This is a genomic window from Sphingobium sp. B2 (genome assembly GCF_007693735.1).
Taxonomy (GTDB): Bacteria; Pseudomonadota; Alphaproteobacteria; order Sphingomonadales; family Sphingomonadaceae; genus Sphingobium; species Sphingobium xenophagum.
The window spans coordinates 2,745,720-2,764,591 of sequence record NZ_VDBZ01000001.1; the positions used below are offsets into that span (position 1 = coordinate 2,745,720).

The following is an 18,872-nucleotide window of genomic DNA, read 5'->3' on the forward strand; positions in this document are numbered from 1 at the left end:
TAGGGGGGTACCCTATGCATATCATCGCCGATCGGGACAAGTTGCTGGCGCGGGTGCGCCGTATCGCGGGACAGATTGCCGCCGTGGACCGCCAGTTGACGGGGGACGCCGACTGTTCCGAAACGCTGCAACTGGTGGCGTCGGTGCGCGGGGCGGTCGGCAGCCTGATGGAGGAACTGATCGAACAGCATATGCGCGAGCATGTCGCCCGACCGGGCCTGACCGATGCCGAGCGGAGCGCCGCAAGCGAGGAAATGCTGGCGCTGATCCGCCGCTACGGGAAATGACGATGCACGACGGCCATGATCACCGGCATGACGATCACAGTCATGACCACGCCCCTGCCCCCACGCTCGACGCGGCGTCCATGGAGGGCGAGGACAGCCATTATTTCGACCATATCTATCTGTCCGCCGGGCATGACGAGAATGCGAAGCGTACCCTGTGGGTCGTATGGCTGACCGCCGCGACCATGGTGGTGGAGATCGTCGCGGGATGGACCACCGGATCGATGGCGCTGCTGGCCGACGGCTTTCATATGGCGACGCATGCGGGCGCGCTGGCCGTGGCGGCGGCGGCCTATGCTTATGCCCGGCGGCACGCGCGCAACCCGCGCTACACGTTCGGGACGGGCAAGGTGGGCGATCTGTCCGGCTTTGCCTCTGCCCTGCTGCTGGGCGTCATGGCGCTGTTCATCGCGATCGAATCGGGGATGCGGTTCTTCCAGCCGGTCGAGGTTGCCTTTGGCGAGGCGACGCTGGTGGCCGTCGTCGGGCTGGTCATCAACATCATCAGCGCGTTCCTGCTGGGGCATGACCATAGCCATGATCATGGCCATAGCGATCATGGGCATGATCATGCCCATGGCGCCAAACATAGCCATGCCGACAATAATCTGCGCGCCGCCTATGTGCATGTGCTGACCGATGCGCTGACGTCGGTACTGGCGATCGCCGCGCTGCTGGCGGGGCGCTATCTGGGCTGGCGGTGGATGGACCCGGCGGTCGGGCTGCTGGGCGCGGTGGTGATCGCGCGCTGGGCCTGGGGGCTGATGAAGGATACCGCCGCAATCCTGCTGGATACAGCGGAACCGGCGCTGATGGCGAGAGTGCGGACGCTGGTGGAGGCCGAAGGCGCGACCATCTGTGACCTGCATGTCTGGCGCATCGGCCCGCATGCCCATGCGTCGATCATCAGCCTGGCGCCGGGCGCGGACGTTGCACGAGTCCGGGCGCGGGTGAAGTCGCTACCGCGGATGGAGCATGTGACGGTGGAAGGCTGAGATTTCCATGCCGTAAGGGATTGCCCTGCGCACCGGCTTTGTCCGATGATGCGCCATGGATTTCATGAAATGGATCAACTCGCTCGACGAGCTTCTCTACGAAGTCATGAGCTGGCTGCTCTTCTTTCCGCTGACGCTATGGCGTTCGATCGTCCATCCCTTTGCGATGATGGACTATGCCGACGATCAGCTGGCTCTGCCCGACGACCAGCAATATGGCGCAGCGCTCAGCCCGCCGCTGTTCCTGGCGATTGCGCTGCTGATGGCGCATGTGGTTTCGCTGACGCTGGGGCAGGTTGATGCGATCGTTGCGGACCGGCACGGGCTGGGCGCGCTGGTCAATGACGATGCCAGCGCGCTGGTGCTGCGGCTGGTCGTGTTTGCGTCCTTTTCCCTGTTCACCGCCACAAGGATGGTGCGTCGGCGTGGCCTGCCGATCGACCGCAATACGCTAAGGGCGCCCTTTTACGCGCAATGCTATCCCACCGGCGTATTCGCGCTGGGGCTGGGCACCGGCGTTGCCCTGGTCCGCACAGCATGGCCCGCCACCCATATAGGCGGCATCGGGCTGGTCGTCGCGAGCATCCTCTATTATGTCATCATCGAGACACGCTGGTTCGCCATGAAGCTGGGCACCGGCTATATCTCCGCGATCGGTGCGGTCGCCATCACCCTGTTTGAAGCATTTACCCTGTTCCTTATCGTCGGATTTCTGTTCACGCGCTAATGTTTGCATCTGCGCCCCTTCAGGAGGATTGGTCCATGCGTTTCCTGCCTGTGATAGCCGTCCTGCTGGCGGCATCCGCGACCCCCGCCATCGCCCAGACGCCGCCCGATGTCGCCGACCTGGTCGGTGCCAGGGCCGCCGGGGGCGAAACCCAGCTGGAGGCGCGGGGCTATCGCTTCGTCACCACCAATGTGGTGCGGGACACGAAATGGTCCTTCTGGTGGAGCGAGCGGCAGCGGCAGTGCATTTCGGTGGCGACGGCCGAGGGCCGCTACAACGCGATCGGCACGGTTCCGGCGGCCAATTGCAATGCCGGCGGCGGCGGCGCGACGTCCCGGCCGACACAGCCCTTTGAGAGGATTTCGCTGGTCTGTATCGGCACGGGCAGCGGACCTGCGGCGCAAAGCACGTCGGGCTATCGCTACAATCGCAAGTCGCGCAAATTCGAGCCGGAATTTGGCACGACCATGGGCCGCGAAGCTTTCTCGTCCGATCTGGAGATAGAGATTGCCGATGGCGTCGGCCGGGTGCATCCGTCCGGCAAGCTGGTGTCGCCGATCCATTCGGGCGGGAATGATGGCTGGTGGCCCATCGCCGACCTGCTGGTGACGCCGGACCGGATTACGGGCAGCTATCGCATGAACGGGCTGAACAAGCCGCGGATCGACTATGATCGCCGCACGCGCATCGTCCGTGTGCGCGCAGCGACCGAATTTACCGGGCGGTGCGAAGAGCAGTGATCACTCCGCCTTCAGCGCATCCATGATCTGCCGCACCGGGGCGATGTCATAGCCTGCCGCCGCCGCCTGCGCCGCCAGCACGTCGCCATTGTCGCCTGCCCGCGCGCGGGTGAGCGCCCAGAGCAAGGTGCTGCGCGTGCCTGAGCGGCAATAGGCCAGCGTCTTGCCGGTGCCTGCCTGCTCCAGCGCTGCGGCCATGCCATCAAGCTGCCAGGGGGCAAAGCCGCCATGGGCGACCGGCACGGCGACATAGGCGATCCCCGCCGCCCTGGCCGCCGCTTCGATTTCCGCGCCGTTGACCTGACCCGGCTCCTCATTGTCGGGGCGGTTGTTGACGATCATCGTCACGCCCTGCGCTTTCGCCTCTGCCACCTGATCGATCGTGATCTGCGGGGAAACGAGGATATGGTCGGTCAGCTTGCGGAACATGGCGCGGTCTCCTTTTGCCGCAGCCATGCGCCGACGCAAAAAGGGATTCAAGAATAAACCCCAAAACCGTTCGGGCTGAGCGCGTCGAAGCCCTGCCTTGCCTGTGCGAAGAAAAACGGCCCTTCGACAGGCTCAGGGCGAACGGACGGAGGGAAGGATTTTTACAGAAATGGCCGGATCGCGGCCAGGAAGGCGTCGCCCCAGGCATCGAGCTTCTTTTGACCCACGCCGCTGATCATGCCGAGATCGCGCAGGCTGGTGGGGCGCTGTTCGGCCATTTCGCGCAGGGTCGAATCGTGGAAGATGACATAGGGCGGCACGCCCGCCTCCTGCGCCAGTTCGCGGCGGCAGGTGCGCAGCGCGTCGAACAGCGGATCGCCGACCGGATTGGCATCCGCGCCGTTGCGGGCGTTGCGCTTGCGCCGTTCGCGCCTGGGGGGCACGAGGATACGCACCTCCTCCTCCCCGCGCAGGATGGGCCGGGCGTTGGGGCCGAGCATCAGGCCGCCATGTTCGGTCGTTTCCAGCGCATCGCGCACCAGCAGCGCGCGCGACACCGGGCGCAATAACGCGGTCTCATCGCCCGACACGATGCCATAGACCGAAATCCTGTCATGGCCGCGTTCGCGCAATTTGTCGGTGACGCCGCCGGTCAGCACCGCCTCTATATGGCCGGAGCCGAAACTTTGCCCGGTGCGATAGACAGCGGAGAGATATTTGCGCGCGGTTTCGGTAGCGTCGACGCTGGCCGGAGGGGACAGGCAATTGTCGCAATTGCCGCAGGTCGCCGGCGGGTTTTCACCGAAATGGCGCAACAGGATGGCGCGACGGCAGGTGGCGGTTTCCACCAGCGCGCCAAGCGCGGCGATGCGGGTGCGCTCCCCCTGCTGGCGGGACGGGTCCAGTTCCATGATGCGCTGACGGGCGCGGGCGAAATCCTCTGCGCCCCAGAAGAGATGCGCGACCGCCGGTTCGCCGTCGCGCCCTGCACGGCCCGATTCCTGATAATAGCCCTCGATCGATTTCGGCAGTCCTGCGTGCGCCACAAAACGGACGTCAGGCTTGTCGATGCCCATGCCGAAGGCGACGGTGGCGACCATCACCATATCTTCGCTGGCGATGAAGGCGGCCTGGTTGCGGGCGCGCACGGCGGGGTCGAGCCCGGCATGATAGGCGCGCACGGGGCGGCCGCCACGGCCCAGCGTCTCGGCCATTTTCTCGGTCGCGGCGCGGGTCTGGGCATAGACGATGCCGGGGCCGGGATGGGTGGCGACCAGATCAGCGAGCTGGCTCGACAACCCGTCACGCGGATGGACGGCGTAGCGGATATTGGGCCGGTCGAAGCCGGAGATGATGAGGCCATCGCGCGGGATGCCTAGCTGGACGAGAATATCATCGCGGGTATGCGCGTCCGCCGTGGCAGTGAGCGCCAGGCGCGGGACGTCGGGAAATTCGTCGAGCAGCGGGCGCAACAGGCGATAGTCGGGGCGGAAATCATGGCCCCATTCGGACACGCAATGGGCTTCGTCGATCGCGAACAGCGCGACCCTGGCGGAGCGCAGCAGCGAACGAAACCCCTCCTGACTGGCGCGTTCGGGGGCGACATAGAGCAGGTCGAGATCGCCATTGCGCAGGCGATCCTGCGTCTCCCGCCAGTCGGCGTCCACGCTGGTCAGGCTGGCGGCGCGCAGGCCAACCGCATTGGCTGCGCGCAACTGGTCGTGCATCAGCGCGATCAGCGGCGATACGACAACGCAGCAGCCATCAAGCGCGGCGGAGGGCAGTTGGTAGCAGAGCGACTTGCCCGCCCCGGTCGGCATGATCGCCAGCGTCGGCAACCCCGCCATGACCCGCCCGACCACCTGTTCCTGCACCCCGCGAAAGGCGGAAAAGCCGAATATATCGTGGAGAAGGGTGGGAATGTCGCGCCGCATCGCATGGCCTGTAGCGGCTGAGGCGCAGGGGGGCCAGTGGGTGTTACGTTATGCTGGGGGTGATGGGGGTGTTGGGCGAGGATGGGTGGGTGGCGGTATGAATTTCACCGTCACCCCAGCGAAGGCTGGGGTCTCAGGCGCAGATGCGCTACAGTTGGATATGGCGCGAGGCGGCTACACCTATGTCATGACCAATAAGCCAAGGGGCGTCCTCTATATTGGCGTCACAGCCGACATCGCTGCGCGCGCCCAACACCATCGAAACGGCACCGGCTCCGCCTTTTGCAAGAAATATGGGTTGACCCGCCTTGTTCTGGTCGAGCCACATGATGATATTAGGATCGCCATCGCCCGCGAAGAGGCGCTCAAAGCCTGGCAACGCGAATGGAAAATCCGGCTGGTGGAAGAAGCCAATCCAAATTGGCGGGATATGTCAGACGCTGTCTCTTATACACATCTAGATGTGTATAAGAGACAGGCCTTGTTCTGGTCGAGCCACATGCTGATATTAGGATCGCCAGCGCCCGCGAAAAGGCGCTCAAAGCCGGGAAACGCGAATGGAAAATCCGGCTTGTGGAAGAAGCCAATCCAAATTGGCGGGATATGTCAGACGTTATCTTCTGACGCCTGAGACCCCAGCCTTCGCTGGGGTGACGATGAAGGAAATGGCCGATTCCAAGTCTTGGCGCAGCGTATTCCAGAGGCAATTTCTTGGTCGCTTCCAGTCATTCCCCCCTCCCCTTCAGGGGAGGGGTCGGGGGTGGGGCTTCCTCTCAAGACATGACCTGAGAGCCACCGCCCCACCCCAACCCCTCCCCTGAAGGGGAGGGGCTTTAAAGTCGCTTCTGATCACTGCCAGATCAGCGAAAACGTCCGCTTCAGTCCACCGGGTCGAGCAGGCAGCCCCAGCCGGGGCGGAAGCGGGCGGTGCGGGTGGCCATGAGGGGGACGCTGGCGTCCACGGCCTTGTCGTCCGGGCGGTCGGTCAGCCGGACCAGCGCCATGCCCGGTTCCTTGTCATCGGCACAGCTGCCCATGGCGCGCCCTTCGACATAGCGGCAGGAACAGGTCAGCCGCGCGCCATAGGCGGCGCCCAGCCGGGCCTGATCGCGCAAGGCATTCCAGTGCCAGCCCAGCGTAACGAGCAGCGCCAGGCAGAACGCAAGGGCAAGATAAATGATCGTCCGACGACCCGGCATATTCCCGACTCGGTTGGGGATGGCTAAGGCCGCGGCTTATGAAGAGGGAATGGAACAGCGTAAAGCGGCTTGGTCTGGGTGTCGCCGTGGCTGCGCTGGTCGGCGCGGGCGGGATGTGGAGCGTGCGCGCAGCCGATCCGCAACCGCTCTATCGCGTATCATCTGACGCCGTCGTGAGCGAAACCGCGCTGCGCGCCGCGATCGACCCGCTGTTCGATGAAGCCGATATGGGCGACACGCGCGCCTTGCTGGTGATGCGCGACGGGCAGGTCATCGCGGAACGTTATGCGCCCGGCTTTGGCCCGGACACGAAATTATTGTCCTGGTCGATCGCCAAGAGCGTCACGGCGGTACTGGTCGGGCTGATGGTGTCGGACGGGCGGCTGGCGCTGGACTCGCCGGTGCCGGTCGATGCGTGGCGCCAGCCGGGCGATCCGCGCGGGCGGATTACGCTGCGCCAGTTGCTGACGATGACGTCGGGGCTGGACCATGTGGAGGATGGCGACCCGCTGCCCGCTGGCGACACGGTGCGGATGCTGTTTACCGATGGCGCGCAGGACATGAGCGGCTTTGCCGAGGCCAAGCCGCTGGCCCATGCGCCCGGATCGACCTTTTCCTACTCGACCGGCAGCACCATGATCCTGACCGACCTGATGACGCGGATGCTGACCAATAGCGACGATCCCGATGCGCGGCGGCGGGCGATGCAGATGTTCATCGACGGCAGGCTGAAGGCGCCGGGACGCCTGCCCAGCCTGACCCCGGAATATGACGCCGCAGGCACGATGATCGGCGGCAGCATAGTGCATATGACCGCGCGCGATTATGGCCGCTTTGGCGAATTGCTGCGTCGCCGGGGCCGCAGTCCGACCGGCCACCAGATATTGCCGGAAAAATGGATCGACATCATGACCACGCCATCGGCCCGCAACCCGGCCTATGGCGCGCATCTGTGGCTCAACCGGGAAAGCAGCGAGAGCGCGCTGATGCCGGGACAGGCGCCCGCCAGCCTGTTCGGCTGCGTCGGCCATAATGGGCAATATATCCTCGTTTCCCCGTCACAGCGGTTGACCATCGTGCGGATCGGCATGTCGCCGCACAAGGAACAGCGGGTGGCGGTCAAGACGGCGCTGGCGCGGCTGATCGGGCTGTTTCCGGGCTAGAGCAGGAAGCGCCCCTCTATCACGGTGCGGCACCCGCCGGTCAGGATGACGCGGTCGCCCGCCAGCGTGCAGCCCAGCCGCCCGCCGCGCGCCGAGGCCTGAACGGCGCTGATCGCCGTCTTGCCCAGTCGCGCCGCCCAATAGGGGGTGAGCAGGCCATGGGCCGATCCGGTGACGGGATCTTCATCCACGCCGCCGCCGGGCACGAACACCCGGCTGATGATGTCGCTGTCATCGCCCGGCGCAGTCGCCATCAGCAGCAGGTCACCCGCCGTGCGGAGCGCCGCGAAATCGGGCGTCAGCGCGCGGATCGCGGCGGCATCGCGATAGACGAAGAGCGCATAGCCGCCGTCCCGCCAGCGCGTTTCCAGCACATCGCCGCCCATGCCCGCCGCCAGATCAGGCAATGGCCTGACCTCCATATCCCAGGCGGGAAGCGACAGTGCATAGCCCGCCCCGGCCCGCGCGACCGTCAGCACGCCGGCATGGCGGGTGCGGAAACGGATGGCGTCCCGATCGCCGATCAGCACATGGCCGCTGACCAGCGTCGCATGACCGCACAGCTTGACCTCCACCGTCGGGGTGAACCAGCGCAGCGCATAATCCGCATCCGGATCGTCGGGGGCCGGAATCGTGAACGCGGTTTCGGACAGGTTGTTTTCCGCAGCGATCGCCTGAAGCGTTGCATCATCGAGCCACTGATCAAGCGGCATGACGGCGGCCGGATTGCCGCTGAAGGGCGCGTCGGCAAAGGCGTCGACCTGGGTGAAGGGCAGGCTGGGCATGGCGGCTCCTCGTTGGACAGGGCGTTCTGATGCCGGGCGGGCCGGGGCGTGAACAGGGCCGCCCGCATGGCATTGGCCGCCTATCCCAGCACCACCAGCGCGCCGCACACCGCCAGCCCGACGACGATGTTGATCGGCACGCCGATCCGCACGAAATCGGCAAAGCGATAGTCGCCAGCGGCGTAGACCAGCGCGTTGGTCTGATAACCGATCGGCGTTGCGAAGCAGGCCGATGCGCCGATCATCAGGGCGATGATCAGCGGGCGCGGATCGACCCCCAATTGCTGCGCCAGCGCGATGGTGATCGGCGTCAGCAGCGCCGCCACCGCATTGTTGCTGAGCAGTTCGGACAATATGAGCGCGAAGAAATAGATGACGAACACCAGGGACCAGACCGGCACGATTTTCAACAGCGGCGTGATCCAGCCGACCATCAGCGCCACGCTGCCCGCCTGTTCGAGCGCCAGGCCGACGGCCAGCATCGCGAAGATCAGGATCAGGACGTCGCCGTCAATCGCCGCCCAGGCTTCTTCGGGGTCGATGCAGCGGGTGACGAGGATGATGCCGACCGCAATGAAGGCGGCCATGCCGATGCCGATTATGTTGAGCGCCGACAGCAGCACGACCGCCGACATGGCGACGATGGCGATCCACGCCTTGTTACGGCGAAAGGCGCGGGTGCGGCTGATGTCGACGCCGATCAGATGGGGATTGTCCTTGAGCGATCGGATCGCATCGTCGCTGCCCGCGACCAGCAGCCGGTCCGCGCCGCGCACCCGCGCTTCCGCCAGCGCTGGACCGGGCAGATGGCGCGAACGGTGAATGCCGATGATGCGGACGCGCAGGGCGTGGAGGAAGGGAATGTCCAGCAGCCGTTCACCGATGGAGGGATGGCTGGGCGCGACCATCGCCTCTATCACCTTGCCTTCGCGCGCTGACGTGGCGGAATCGGCGGCAACGCCCAGATCAAATCCGCCCGATTCACGCAGCGTCATGATGGCGGTGCCGTCCGCCCGCACGATCAGCCGATCGCCCGACCGCAACTCCTCGTCCAGAATCTCGCGCCGCCTGATCTCGCTTCCGCGCTTGAGGCCGAGCAGCACGACGGAGGGGCCGAACAGGCCCAGCGAGCCAATCTCGCGCCCGATCAACTCGCTATCGTGCGGCACCACCAGTTCGGTCAGATAATCCTGCACCGTGCCGCCCGTTTCCCCGCTGATGGAGGGCGGATCGCTGGGCAACAGGAAGGACAGGCATAAAAGGGCGACGATCCCCGCCGCCGCGCCTGCCAGCGCGTAGGGCGTGATCTCGAAAATGCCAAATGACGCCATGCCCTGATCAGCGGCGATGCCTGCGACGATCAGGTTGGTCGATGTGCCGATCAGCGTCAGGCAACCGCCCAGCACCGCGATCGTGTTCATCGGGATCAGCAGCTTCTTGACCGGATAGCCGGTCGCCTGCGCCAGTTTGAACATGATCGGGATCAGCAGCACGACCACGGGCGTATTGTTGAGGAAGGCCGACAGCACAGCCGCGCCAAGCGCCACTTCGGCAAGGGCAAGCCGGGGATGTATTTTCGCGCGCGCCATGATGAGGTCGGCCACGCGATTGATCACGCCGGTGCGAATCAGCGACCCGGACAGCACGAACATCGCCCCGACGGTTAGCGGTGCGCTGTTGGAAAAAACCGAAAAGAGCGATTTTTCGTTGAGCAGACCCAACAGTGCGAATGCGCAGGCCCCCACGACCGCGATCACCGTGGGCGAATAGCGTTCGCGCACGAAGGACACGAACATCAGCGCCAGGATGAGCAGGCCGATTTCGGCGCGATACACGCCCATCAGCGCGATAATGAAATGCATTTGGCCCTACCCCCCGACGGCACAAGCGCCCCCGCTCGCACAACGAGGGAAACTGGACATCGTTGCACGCAAAGCTGGCGGACAGGTCCGCCGGGGGCAAGCGCGCATCCTATAATGATTGAACGAATTCACAACATCATAACCAATATGCATTAATGTTAGCGCAATCATTAGAGACCATCAGCCTTTTCAGGATGGATATGTCGTCATCTTCTTTCATGGAATCCAAGAGATTCCGGCTGCTGCAAGATCAGCGCGGTACCGCAATCATTGAATTTGCAATCGTTGCCGCGCCCTTTATCGCCCTGCTGTTGGCGGTCATGCAGACCACGCTCACCATGTTCACGCAGCAGGTTCTCGAAACCGCGGTGGAAAAAAATGGCCGGACCATTCGCGTGGGGCAGGTTCAGGCGGACGGGATCAGCCAGTCCGCGTTCAAGACCCAATTGTGCAAGACATTGCCCAAATATGTCGACTGCGCCGACGTGATGATCGACATACGCACGGCAAACAGCATGGCGGATGTCGACAGCAGCACGCTGGCATTGACATATGACGGTTCGAACAATGTCACCAACAGCTGGAAATATCTGACCGGCGGGCCCGGTGACATCGTCATCATGCGCCTGATGTATCAGATGCCCGCGATCGGCGGACCGCTGGGCTTCACGCTTGCCAACATGAAAAATGGCCGGCGCCTGCTTGTCGCGACATCAGTATTCAAGAATGAGTCCTACTGAAATGCGCCGCCTCTTCTCATGGTGGCGCCGGTACGCCAGCGACTGCCGGGCGATCGCGGTGACGGAGTTCGCCCTGCTCGCCCCGTTCATGATCCTGCTCTATCTTGGCTGCTTCCAGCTTGCCGACGCCATTTCCGCGTCGCGCAAGGTGACCGTGACGACACGCACCCTTGCCGATCTGACATCCCAATATCGTTCGGTCACGCAGGCAACCACCGACAGCATATTGCACGCCGCCAGCCAGGTCATGGCCCCCTACAACGCAAAGGCCGGCGTCTACACGATCACGCATTTGTCGACCAATCCGTCCGACAAGCCGCGCGTGGACTGGAGCCGCCGCTTTGACGGATCGACCGTGAGCGAGGGGTACAGGCGGAACGAGAAAATCGATCTGCCGGACAGCGTTTCCGAGGAAGGGTCCAGCGTGCTGATGGCCGAGATCACCTACGAATATCAGCCGGTCGTGGCGTCCGCCATGCTGGGAAAGATCACCATGACCGACACCATCTACATGCTGCCGCGCCGGTCCGACTCCATTCCGATGAATTGAGATGATGATGCGCCAATCCCCTATGCTTTCGATCGTCCACATCGTCCGCCGCCTGCTAAGGCAGGAAGGCGGCAATGTGATCATGATCTTCGCCTTTTCGCTCATCCCGCTGGTGTTTGGCGCTGGCATGGTCATCGACTATGCGCGGGCGGCGCGTTTGCAGACCAAGATGAACGCGATCACCGACGCGACCGCCCTCTACGCCGTCAGCGCGCCGATGCTCAAGAATGACCTGGATGAAACAAAAAAGCGCGCCAATGCCTTTTTCGACGATCAGGTCGTGGGATTGAACGGGCTGATCTATGGCAAGGACGTCAAGATCGACATCACAGAAACGCTGTCCCCCACCCTGCAACGCAATGTGACGGTGATCTATGCCGCAGCGTCAGACAATATTTTCGGGGCCATCCTGTCCAGCGCCAGCATAGCGATTGGCGGTTCCGCCAGCGCCAAGAGCGTTACCGCGCCCAATATCGATTTTTACATGGTACTCGACACGTCGCCGTCCATGGCCCTGCCAGCGACAAAGGCCGGGCTGACGGCGTTGACCGCTGCGACCGGCGGCTGTGCCTTTGCCTGCCATCAAACCAACACTTCATCGACCAATCCGGGCAGAACCCGCATGGTGAACGGTCAATATGTCGATTATTATTATATCGCCAAGACCGATCTCAAACTGGCGTTGCGAAGCGACCTGGTGACGTCGGCCGTCGAAAATCTGGTGGATGTGGCCAAGGAAACGGCCCAGGCCAACGGCGCGACCTACCGCATGGCGCTGGGGCATTTCGACTGGACCTATCATTCCATCCAGGACAAGCCGGTCGATCTGGATACGGCCAAGGGGCTGGTATCCCAGGCGCAACTGCTGACCGTTTGCCAGAATAACCAGCGTGTGTGCGGCATCTACGACAGCGACATGCTGACCAACTTCACCACGAGCCTGACCAGCATCAATGCGATCATGCCTGTGCCCGGAGCGGGGACCAAGAAGGGCAGCGATTCGCCCCAGGGCGTCATGTTCCTGATCACCGACGGGATGCGGGACGAAAATGCGGGCGGTCGCCAGCTGGGACCGATGCCGACCGCCATGTGCGATACGATCAAGGCCAAGGGAATCCGGATTGCGGTGCTCTACACGGAATATCTGTGGGAATCGGCGTCCGACGGCTGGTCGATCAGCAATGTGCGCACGCCATTTCTCAATCCGCCGGAAAAGATCAGTCCGCCACTGGAAAGCTGCGCATCGCCGGGGCTCTATTACAAGGTGACGACCGACAGCGATATGTCGGCTGCGTTGGCCAGCCTGTTCCAGAAGGCAGTGCAGGCTGCACATCTGACCAAATAGTCGGGGGCATGAAAAGGGCCAGCCATGGTTGCATGGCTGGCCCGTATCGCGGCGGTATGGGGACATTTTGTCGTCATGTCCGCGCCATGCGTGGTGACGTTCCCCAGGCTTACGCTCTGCCGCTGGCCCTGTGGCGGGCTTGGGTCAGAGCCTATCCTAAATTTGCCGAGTCGTCTCGCCTTTTCGGCGCAGGATCGCTTCGCTTTGGCGTGTCAGTCGGTTTCAGGACGTTCGCCGCATTGGGCGCGGTGGAGCAATTTCTGGTCGGCCAGCACCAGCGCCATCATCGCTTCGACCACGGGCACGCCACGAATGCCGACGCAGGGGTCATGCCGCCCCTTGGTGATGATGTCCGACGCAGCACCGTCGCGCGTGACCGTTTCGACCGGAATCAGGATGGAACTGGTGGGCTTGAACGCCACGCGCAGCTTGATCGGCTGACCGGTCGAGATGCCACCCGCAATGCCGCCTGCATGATTGGCGGGGAATATGGGTCCGTCTTCGCCCGGCCGCATCGGATCGGCATTTTGTTCGCCGCGCAGGCTGGCGGCGGTAAAACCATCGCCAATCTCGACGCCCTTGACCGCATTGATGCTCATCATCGCGCTCGCCAGTTCGCTGTCGAGCTTGGCGTAAAGCGGCGCGCCCCAGCCCGCCGGGACGCCAGAGGCCACACATTCGACCACGGCGCCGAGCGAGGAGCCATCAAGGCGCGCCGCATCGACCAGCTTTTCCCACCGCACAGCGGCCTGCGCGTCCGGGCAGAAGAAGGGGTTTTGCCCGATCAGCGCCGGATCGAAATGTGCATAGTCTATCGCGTCGCCGCCAATGGCGCTGACATAGGCGAAAATATCGATTTCGGGGATGACCGCACGCGCCACCGCGCCCGCCGCCACCCGGCTTGCGGTTTCCCGCGCCGACGAACGCCCGCCGCCGCGATAGTCGCGGAATCCATATTTCGCGTCATAGGCATAGTCGGCATGGCCGGGACGATAGGCCTTGGCGACGTCCGAATAATCTTTCGATCGCTGGTCGGTATTTTCGATCATCAGGCTGATCGGCGTGCCGGTCGTCCGCCCTTCAAACACGCCCGACAGGATGCGGACCTCGTCCGCCTCGCGCCGCTGGGTGGTGAATTTGGACGTGCCGGGCTTGCGCAGGTCGAGCCAGGGCTGGATGTCGGCCTCGCTCAGGTCCAGCCCCGGAGGACAGCCATCGACGACCGCGCCGATGGCAGGACCATGGCTCTCGCCCCAGGTGGTGAAGCGGAATACGCGACCGAAACTGTTGAAACTCATTCTGCGGCTTCACTATCCCAATCGGAGCCGAAACGCTGCGCCATATAGCGCGCGCTGCCGAAACGACCGGCGAGCAATCCTTCGACGGTCAGGTCGGCATCCAGTTCTTCCCAGTGCAGGCCGAAACCTGCCCCGGCAATCTCAATCTTTCCGAGCTGTTCGGCGCTCGCCTGTTCCAGCCCCTGCGCCAAGGTGGCGGGGAAGGAAAAAGTGGCGCCGCTGACCAGATCGATCACGACATGGCCGCTATCCCGATCGTAGCGCGCGGCGCGGGCGCGCGGCTTGATCGCCAGATCATGCTCACCGCGCCTGACGGCTTCCTGAAACTGCGCCTGGGTCAGTTCACCCATGAATATCGTTCCACTTTTCGATCAGATAATCGCGCTTTTCTCGCACGATTTGCAGGGCGCGTCGACTCTCGCGCAAATCAGCGCCGACAATCCGTACGACCTGCGCTTGTTCGCCCTGCCCCATCAACGCAATCTTTGTTTCGCCAGCGCCGAACACATGAACATGGGGCGGCGCGTGATCGTCTGTATAGATCATGATGCGCAGATTGGCTTCGCGCCAGACCGTTGGCACCCGCTCACCTGTCCAGCGCGATGTCCGGGGCGTCCTCCGCCTTCATGCCGATGACGTTATAGCCGGCATCGACATGGTGGATTTCGCCGGTCACGCCACTGGCCAGATCCGACAACAGATAGAGGCCCGCGCCGCCGACATCCTCGATCGTCACGTTGCGACGCAGGGGCGAATTCAGTTCGTTCCACTTCAGAATGTAGCGGAAGTCGCCGATGCCGCTGGCGGCCAGCGTCTTGATGGGACCAGCCGAGATGGCGTTGACGCGGATATTTTCCGGCCCCAGGTCCATCGCCAGATATTTGACCGACGTTTCCAGCGCAGCCTTCGCCACGCCCATCACGTTGTAATGGGGGATGACCTTTTCCGCGCCATAATAGCTCAAGGTCAGGATGCTGCCGCCATTGGGCATCAGTGCGCGGGCACGGCGGGTGACTGCCACGAAACTGTAAGCAGACACGTTCATGGTCAGCAGGAAATTGTCCAGGCTGGTGTCGACATAGAGGCCGCGCAGCTCATTCTTGTCGGAAAAGCCGATCGCATGCACCACGAAGTCCAGCCCGCCCCAGCGTGTCTCTATCTCCGCAAAGGCAGCGTCCAGCTTGTCCATGTCCGTGACGTCGCAGTCGATCAGAAAATCTGATCCGACCTGTTCCGCCAGGGGCCGCACCCGCTTGGCCAGCGCGTCGCCCTGATAGGAGAAAGCCAGTTCCGCACCCTGTTCATGCAACGCTTTCGCGATGCCCCAGGCCAGCGACTTGTCATTGGCCAGGCCCATGATGAGGCCACGCTTTCCTGCCATCAAGCCGTTCATATCGTTGTTCCATTCCCTCAGATGTCCGCCGCCGGGGCATCTTCCTCTTCGGGAAATTCCGCCAGCGCCGCATTCAGTTCCGCGCCAATTACCACGCCAAGCCCGACGAGAAAGAAAAAAATGAGCGTGATCATGACACCCGCCAGACTGCCATAGGTACGGTCATAACCGCCCAGCAGCGACAGGGTCGGCGGCAGCAGCAGGGTCGTGGCGTACCACCATAGCGCGGTGGCGACCGCGCCGGGCCATTTGGGAAAGCGGCGATCCTTGTAGGCGGTCGGCGTCAGCGTGACGAACAATGACCAGAGCGCGACGCCCACAATCCCCATCGGCACCAGTTTGGCCGACGCGACCAGCGCGATCGCATCATCGGCCCAGGGCAATATCTGTTGCAGAAACTGGTCGATGCCGGTGATCACGACCTGAAGCGAGAAGGCGAACATCACCGCGACGACGCTGACCAGCGTGATGCCGACCGCGCCCAGACGGTAGCGCCAGAAGGGCTTGGTGCTTTTCGTGCCATAGGCGCGGCGCAGAATGTCGCGAATCGTTTCGATAAGGCTGCCCACGGTCCACAGGCCCACCAGCGCGCCCAGCCACAGCAAGGGACCGGACCGGGCGGCCAGCACATCGTTGATCGGCTGGCGCACGACATCCGCCACCCCGCTGGGCACGGTGGTCAGGAAGGCGTTGACCGCCTGTACCCCGTCCTGCGTCCGGCCAAAGATGCTGGCAACCGCCGCCGCGACGATGAAGAAGGGGAACAGCGTCATCAGCGAGAGATAGGCGAGATTCCCGGCATGGATGAACCCGTCGCTATAGGTGCCGACCGCGACCCGCTTGAAGATTTCGAACGGGTGCGATCCGGGGCGGACGCGATTGATCTGGCGGTGGATATGCCCCGCCATACGGTGGCGACGGGATTCGGGCGACAGGGGCGAAGGCATCGGCATTCCCCCGATAACGCCCTAGACGCCCAGATGGGCGCGCACCGCCCGCCGATCCTGCCATTTTTCCACCAGCGCCTGGATCGCCGGATCATCGGCAGGGATGTCCACCATCAGGGTGACCAGCTGGTCGCCGCGCGTGCCATCCTTGCCGGTAAAGCCCTTGCCCCGCAGCCGCAGCGTCTTGCCCGACGTGGTGCCGGCAGGCACGCCCAGCATCACCGGGCCATCGACGGTCGGCACCTTGACCTTGCCGCCCTTGACCGCTTCGTCCAGCGTGACGGGCAGGTCGAGCCGCACATTGTCGCCATCGCGGGTGAAGAAGGGGTGCGGCCGCACTTCGATCGTGACGATCGCGTCGCCCGCGCCGCCCGGCCCCTGCTGTCCCTTGCCCGACAGGCGCATCTGCGTGCCGCTTTCAACGCCTGCGGGCAGTTTCAGGTCGATCGTCTTGCCGTCCTGCAACGTGATGCGCTGCGGCGCCAATATGGCCGCGTCGGCAAATTGCACCGCCAGCCGATAGGCGACGTTGGCGCCCCTGGGTTGCGGTGCCTGACGGCCAAAGCCGCCGCCCGCGCGACGCCCCGCGCCACCGAACAGCCCTTCGAAAATATCGCCGAAATCGGCGCCGCCGGTTTCAAAGCCGCCCGGCTGGCCGCGAAAGCCGCCGCCGCCCCCGCCGCCAAAGCCGAAGGGCGCGGTCGGATTGCCATCCGCGTCAATTTCGCCCCGGTCGAAGCGGGCGCGCTTATCCTTGTCGGACAGCAGGTCATAGGCGTTGGTCGCAGCGGAAAATTTCTCGGCCGCCTTGGGATTGTCCCGATTCTTGTCGGGGTGCAGTTCCTTGGCCAGCTTGCGATAGGCGGATTTGATCTCCGCGTCGGTCGCGCCGCGCGCGACGCCCAATGTGGAATAGGGATCGGCCATCATCTTACCTGTTGCGAAAAAGCATCACTTGGCGACTATGTGGCGGAGGATGGCGCGACATTCAAGCAATGGATGCGCAACACCCCCGTCATACCCCGCTTGGGGTATGCGCCGCGCAACGCCAATTGCTAGCCGCCGCCTGTCTCGCGTGGGGAATGCGAGTGTTTTGGGGGTTACACCATGATCAAGAAATTTGCCTGGGGCGCTGTGGCGACCCTTTCGATGCTCGGCCCGATCACGACCAGCGCGCAGGCGCAGGTCGGCCCGCCACCGCCAACACCTCAGCAACTCGACCAGTTGCAGAGCCTGTTCCGCATTGGCGTGACGCTGGGCCTGCCGGGTGGCATCACCCGGACCGACAGCTATGGCCTGGACATTGCCAATGACGGTCAGGATTTCATGAATCCGCAGCGTTTGCGCGAACGCTATGGCGCGCAATATAATGACCTGTTCCCGGTCAGCGGCGTCATCGATTTTCGCGGCCTGCCCATCTATGGCTTTTATGACACCAACAGCCCGGTTTTCCGCATCTCCATCCCCGCGCTCGATGCAGAAGGCGAAACCTACCAGAACCGCTTTAACGGGGTGACGCGCCAGGCGTCCTACGACCTGTTCAACGAATATCTGGACGAAGTCGACAGCGCGGAAGCCGAACGGCTGGTCCGCCTGTTGCTGAAGTCGCTGGCGCGCTATTCGCCGGTCGATCCGCTCGCGGGCAATCCCAATTCGGTGCAGAGCGGGCTGGTCCGCTCCAGCCTGGACCTGTCGTCGGGCGATTCGGCGATCGAACAGGCGGCCAATGGCGGCACCAACACGGCGGGCGATCCGTGGATCGTGGGCGCCAATTACAGCGGCGGTTCGTCAAATGGCGGGCGCTATGACTTCATGCGCGTCGATGGCCGGATCGCACGCAGCTTCCGCCTGACCGAAGGCGGCCGCGCCCTGCTGAAATTCGACCTGCCGATCAGCTATTCCGAAGTGAACGGCGCGCGTGCCGCGACCGCGCAATTCGGCGTCGGCGTCGAATTTCCGCTGATCGCGCAGCGCTGGTCGCTCGAACCGCGCATCGGCTATGGCATCACCGGATCGGATCAGCTCGGCTCGCTCGGCCATATGATTTCGACGACGATCGCCAGCCGCTATGTGCTGAACGGTCTGGGCCGGGGTCGGCTGATCATCGGTAACATGGTCGGCTATACATCGACGATGAGCACCGGCTTTACCGGCTACAACGTCAATCCGGGCCTGAAGAACTGGGCGTTCCGTAACGGGGTGGCCTATGACCTGCCGCTCAAGTTCCGCGGGTTCGGGCGCAATACGTCGGTGCGGGCCAGCTATGCGCTGACCAACTATACCGGCGACAAGCTCTATTATGACACGTTCCACGAGATGACCCTGTCGCTGGGCATCCGGGGCCGCGAAGAATCGGCGCGCAACGCTCGCGACCTCATCCGCCTGAACTTCAACCTGATCAAGGCCAGCGACTATACCAGCTGGTCGGCGGGTCTGGGCTTCCGCTTCTGACGATAGGAGGGGGTGCCTGATCGGCAC

The 18,872-nt window shown here is 63.6% G+C and carries 20 protein-coding genes and 1 pseudogene; 10 read left to right on the plus strand and 11 right to left on the minus strand.

Features of this window, described 5'->3' with window-relative positions; all coding sequences use genetic code 11:
- Positions 1 to 14 precede the first annotated feature (14 nt).
- From FE851_RS13445 to FE851_RS13460, 4 genes are read left to right on the plus strand one after another with little or no spacing between them, the layout of a single operon-like run.
- Positions 15 to 287: a metal/formaldehyde-sensitive transcriptional repressor gene (locus FE851_RS13445; RefSeq protein ID WP_017183776.1), complete on the plus strand. Its 273-nt coding sequence runs from the start codon at positions 15 to 17 to the stop codon at positions 285 to 287.
- Entirely contained in the window at positions 284 to 1,282 is a 999-nt protein-coding gene (gene dmeF / locus FE851_RS13450; protein ID WP_026149988.1) for a CDF family Co(II)/Ni(II) efflux transporter DmeF, read from the plus strand. Before FE851_RS13445 ends, dmeF begins: the two co-directional genes overlap by 4 nt.
- A 55-nt stretch (positions 1,283 to 1,337) precedes the next feature.
- Positions 1,338 to 2,009: a hypothetical protein gene (locus FE851_RS13455; RefSeq protein ID WP_107123403.1), complete on the plus strand. Its 672-nt coding sequence runs from the start codon at positions 1,338 to 1,340 to the stop codon at positions 2,007 to 2,009.
- 35 nt (positions 2,010 to 2,044) lie between these two features.
- Positions 2,045 to 2,749: a hypothetical protein gene (locus tag FE851_RS13460; protein WP_261370930.1), complete on the plus strand. Its 705-nt coding sequence runs from the start codon at positions 2,045 to 2,047 to the stop codon at positions 2,747 to 2,749.
- Here the strand turns inward: FE851_RS13460 and FE851_RS13465 are convergent, their stop codons facing one another.
- Together FE851_RS13465 and recQ are read right to left on the minus strand one after the other, a co-directional pair.
- Positions 2,750 to 3,178 carry a TIGR01244 family sulfur transferase gene (locus FE851_RS13465; RefSeq protein ID WP_145203122.1) on the minus strand — a complete coding sequence of 143 codons (429 nt, stop codon included), beginning with the start codon at positions 3,176 to 3,178 and terminating at the stop codon, positions 2,750 to 2,752.
- Positions 3,179 to 3,339: 161 nt separating this feature from the next.
- Positions 3,340 to 5,112: a DNA helicase RecQ gene (gene recQ, locus FE851_RS13470; RefSeq protein ID WP_145203125.1), complete on the minus strand. Its 1,773-nt coding sequence runs from the start codon at positions 5,110 to 5,112 to the stop codon at positions 3,340 to 3,342.
- A gap of 97 nt (positions 5,113 to 5,209) precedes the next feature.
- Here recQ and FE851_RS13475 point away from each other — a divergent pair.
- Positions 5,210 to 5,557 (plus strand): annotated as a pseudogene (locus tag FE851_RS13475) (GIY-YIG nuclease family protein); the annotation flags it as partial.
- Positions 5,558 to 5,990: 433 nt separating this feature from the next.
- Here FE851_RS13475 and FE851_RS13485 read toward each other — a convergent pair.
- Positions 5,991 to 6,311 carry a hypothetical protein gene (locus FE851_RS13485; protein WP_145203127.1) on the minus strand — a complete coding sequence of 107 codons (321 nt, stop codon included), beginning with the start codon at positions 6,309 to 6,311 and terminating at the stop codon, positions 5,991 to 5,993.
- Between the two features lie 38 nt (positions 6,312 to 6,349).
- Between FE851_RS13485 and FE851_RS13490 the strand changes: the two genes are divergently transcribed.
- Positions 6,350 to 7,474 (plus strand): serine hydrolase domain-containing protein, encoded by a 1,125-nt coding sequence (locus tag FE851_RS13490; protein WP_145203130.1) that lies wholly within the window; start codon positions 6,350 to 6,352, stop codon positions 7,472 to 7,474.
- Here the strand turns inward: FE851_RS13490 and FE851_RS13495 are convergent.
- Positions 7,471 to 8,259, minus strand: a complete 789-nt coding sequence (locus FE851_RS13495; RefSeq protein WP_145203132.1) for a PhzF family phenazine biosynthesis protein — start codon at positions 8,257 to 8,259, stop codon at positions 7,471 to 7,473. The genes FE851_RS13490 and FE851_RS13495 overlap by 4 nt on opposite strands.
- A gap of 80 nt (positions 8,260 to 8,339) precedes the next feature.
- Positions 8,340 to 10,121, minus strand: a complete 1,782-nt coding sequence (locus tag FE851_RS13500; protein ID WP_145203135.1) for an SLC13 family permease — start codon at positions 10,119 to 10,121, stop codon at positions 8,340 to 8,342.
- Positions 10,122 to 10,321: 200 nt separating this feature from the next.
- Here FE851_RS13500 and FE851_RS13505 point away from each other — a divergent pair, with 200 nt between their 5' ends.
- Genes FE851_RS13505 through FE851_RS13515 form a run of 3 tightly spaced genes read left to right on the plus strand, consistent with a single transcriptional unit; the run spans position 10,322 to position 12,756 of the window.
- Positions 10,322 to 10,861 (plus strand): TadE/TadG family type IV pilus assembly protein, encoded by a 540-nt coding sequence (locus tag FE851_RS13505; protein WP_261370931.1) that lies wholly within the window; start codon positions 10,322 to 10,324, stop codon positions 10,859 to 10,861.
- Position 10,862: 1 nt separating this feature from the next.
- Positions 10,863 to 11,411, plus strand: a complete 549-nt coding sequence (locus tag FE851_RS13510; protein WP_107123413.1) for a TadE/TadG family type IV pilus assembly protein — start codon at positions 10,863 to 10,865, stop codon at positions 11,409 to 11,411.
- Between the two features lie 7 nt (positions 11,412 to 11,418).
- Positions 11,419 to 12,756 carry a TadE/TadG family type IV pilus assembly protein gene (locus FE851_RS13515; protein ID WP_261370932.1) on the plus strand — a complete coding sequence of 446 codons (1,338 nt, stop codon included), beginning with the start codon at positions 11,419 to 11,421 and terminating at the stop codon, positions 12,754 to 12,756.
- Between the two features lie 212 nt (positions 12,757 to 12,968).
- Here the strand turns inward: FE851_RS13515 and aroC are convergent, their stop codons facing one another.
- From aroC to FE851_RS13545, 6 genes are read right to left on the minus strand one after another with little or no spacing between them, the layout of a single operon-like run.
- Complete coding sequence (gene aroC, locus FE851_RS13520) at positions 12,969 to 14,054, minus strand: chorismate synthase (RefSeq protein ID WP_145203138.1); 1,086 nt, start codon at positions 14,052 to 14,054, stop codon at positions 12,969 to 12,971.
- A complete protein-coding gene (locus tag FE851_RS13525; protein WP_017183543.1) occupies positions 14,051 to 14,404 on the minus strand; it encodes a DUF2442 domain-containing protein in 354 nt (117 codons plus the stop codon). Before FE851_RS13525 ends, aroC begins: the two co-directional genes overlap by 4 nt.
- A complete protein-coding gene (locus tag FE851_RS13530) occupies positions 14,397 to 14,636 on the minus strand; it encodes a DUF4160 domain-containing protein (protein WP_017183544.1) in 240 nt (79 codons plus the stop codon). Before FE851_RS13530 ends, FE851_RS13525 begins: the two co-directional genes overlap by 8 nt.
- A gap of 4 nt (positions 14,637 to 14,640) precedes the next feature.
- Complete coding sequence (fabI, locus tag FE851_RS13535) at positions 14,641 to 15,447, minus strand: enoyl-ACP reductase FabI (protein ID WP_017183545.1); 807 nt, start codon at positions 15,445 to 15,447, stop codon at positions 14,641 to 14,643.
- A gap of 17 nt (positions 15,448 to 15,464) precedes the next feature.
- The gene (locus FE851_RS13540; RefSeq protein WP_026149482.1) at positions 15,465 to 16,400 is read right to left on the minus strand and encodes a YihY/virulence factor BrkB family protein; all 936 of its coding nucleotides are present in this window, start codon (positions 16,398 to 16,400) and stop codon (positions 15,465 to 15,467) included.
- Between the two features lie 15 nt (positions 16,401 to 16,415).
- Entirely contained in the window at positions 16,416 to 17,321 is a 906-nt protein-coding gene (locus tag FE851_RS13545) for a DnaJ C-terminal domain-containing protein (protein WP_145203142.1), read from the minus strand.
- Positions 17,322 to 17,501: 180 nt separating this feature from the next.
- Here FE851_RS13545 and FE851_RS13550 point away from each other — a divergent pair, with 180 nt between their 5' ends.
- Entirely contained in the window at positions 17,502 to 18,845 is a 1,344-nt protein-coding gene (locus FE851_RS13550; protein WP_145203145.1) for a hypothetical protein, read from the plus strand.
- Positions 18,846 to 18,872 lie beyond the last annotated feature (27 nt).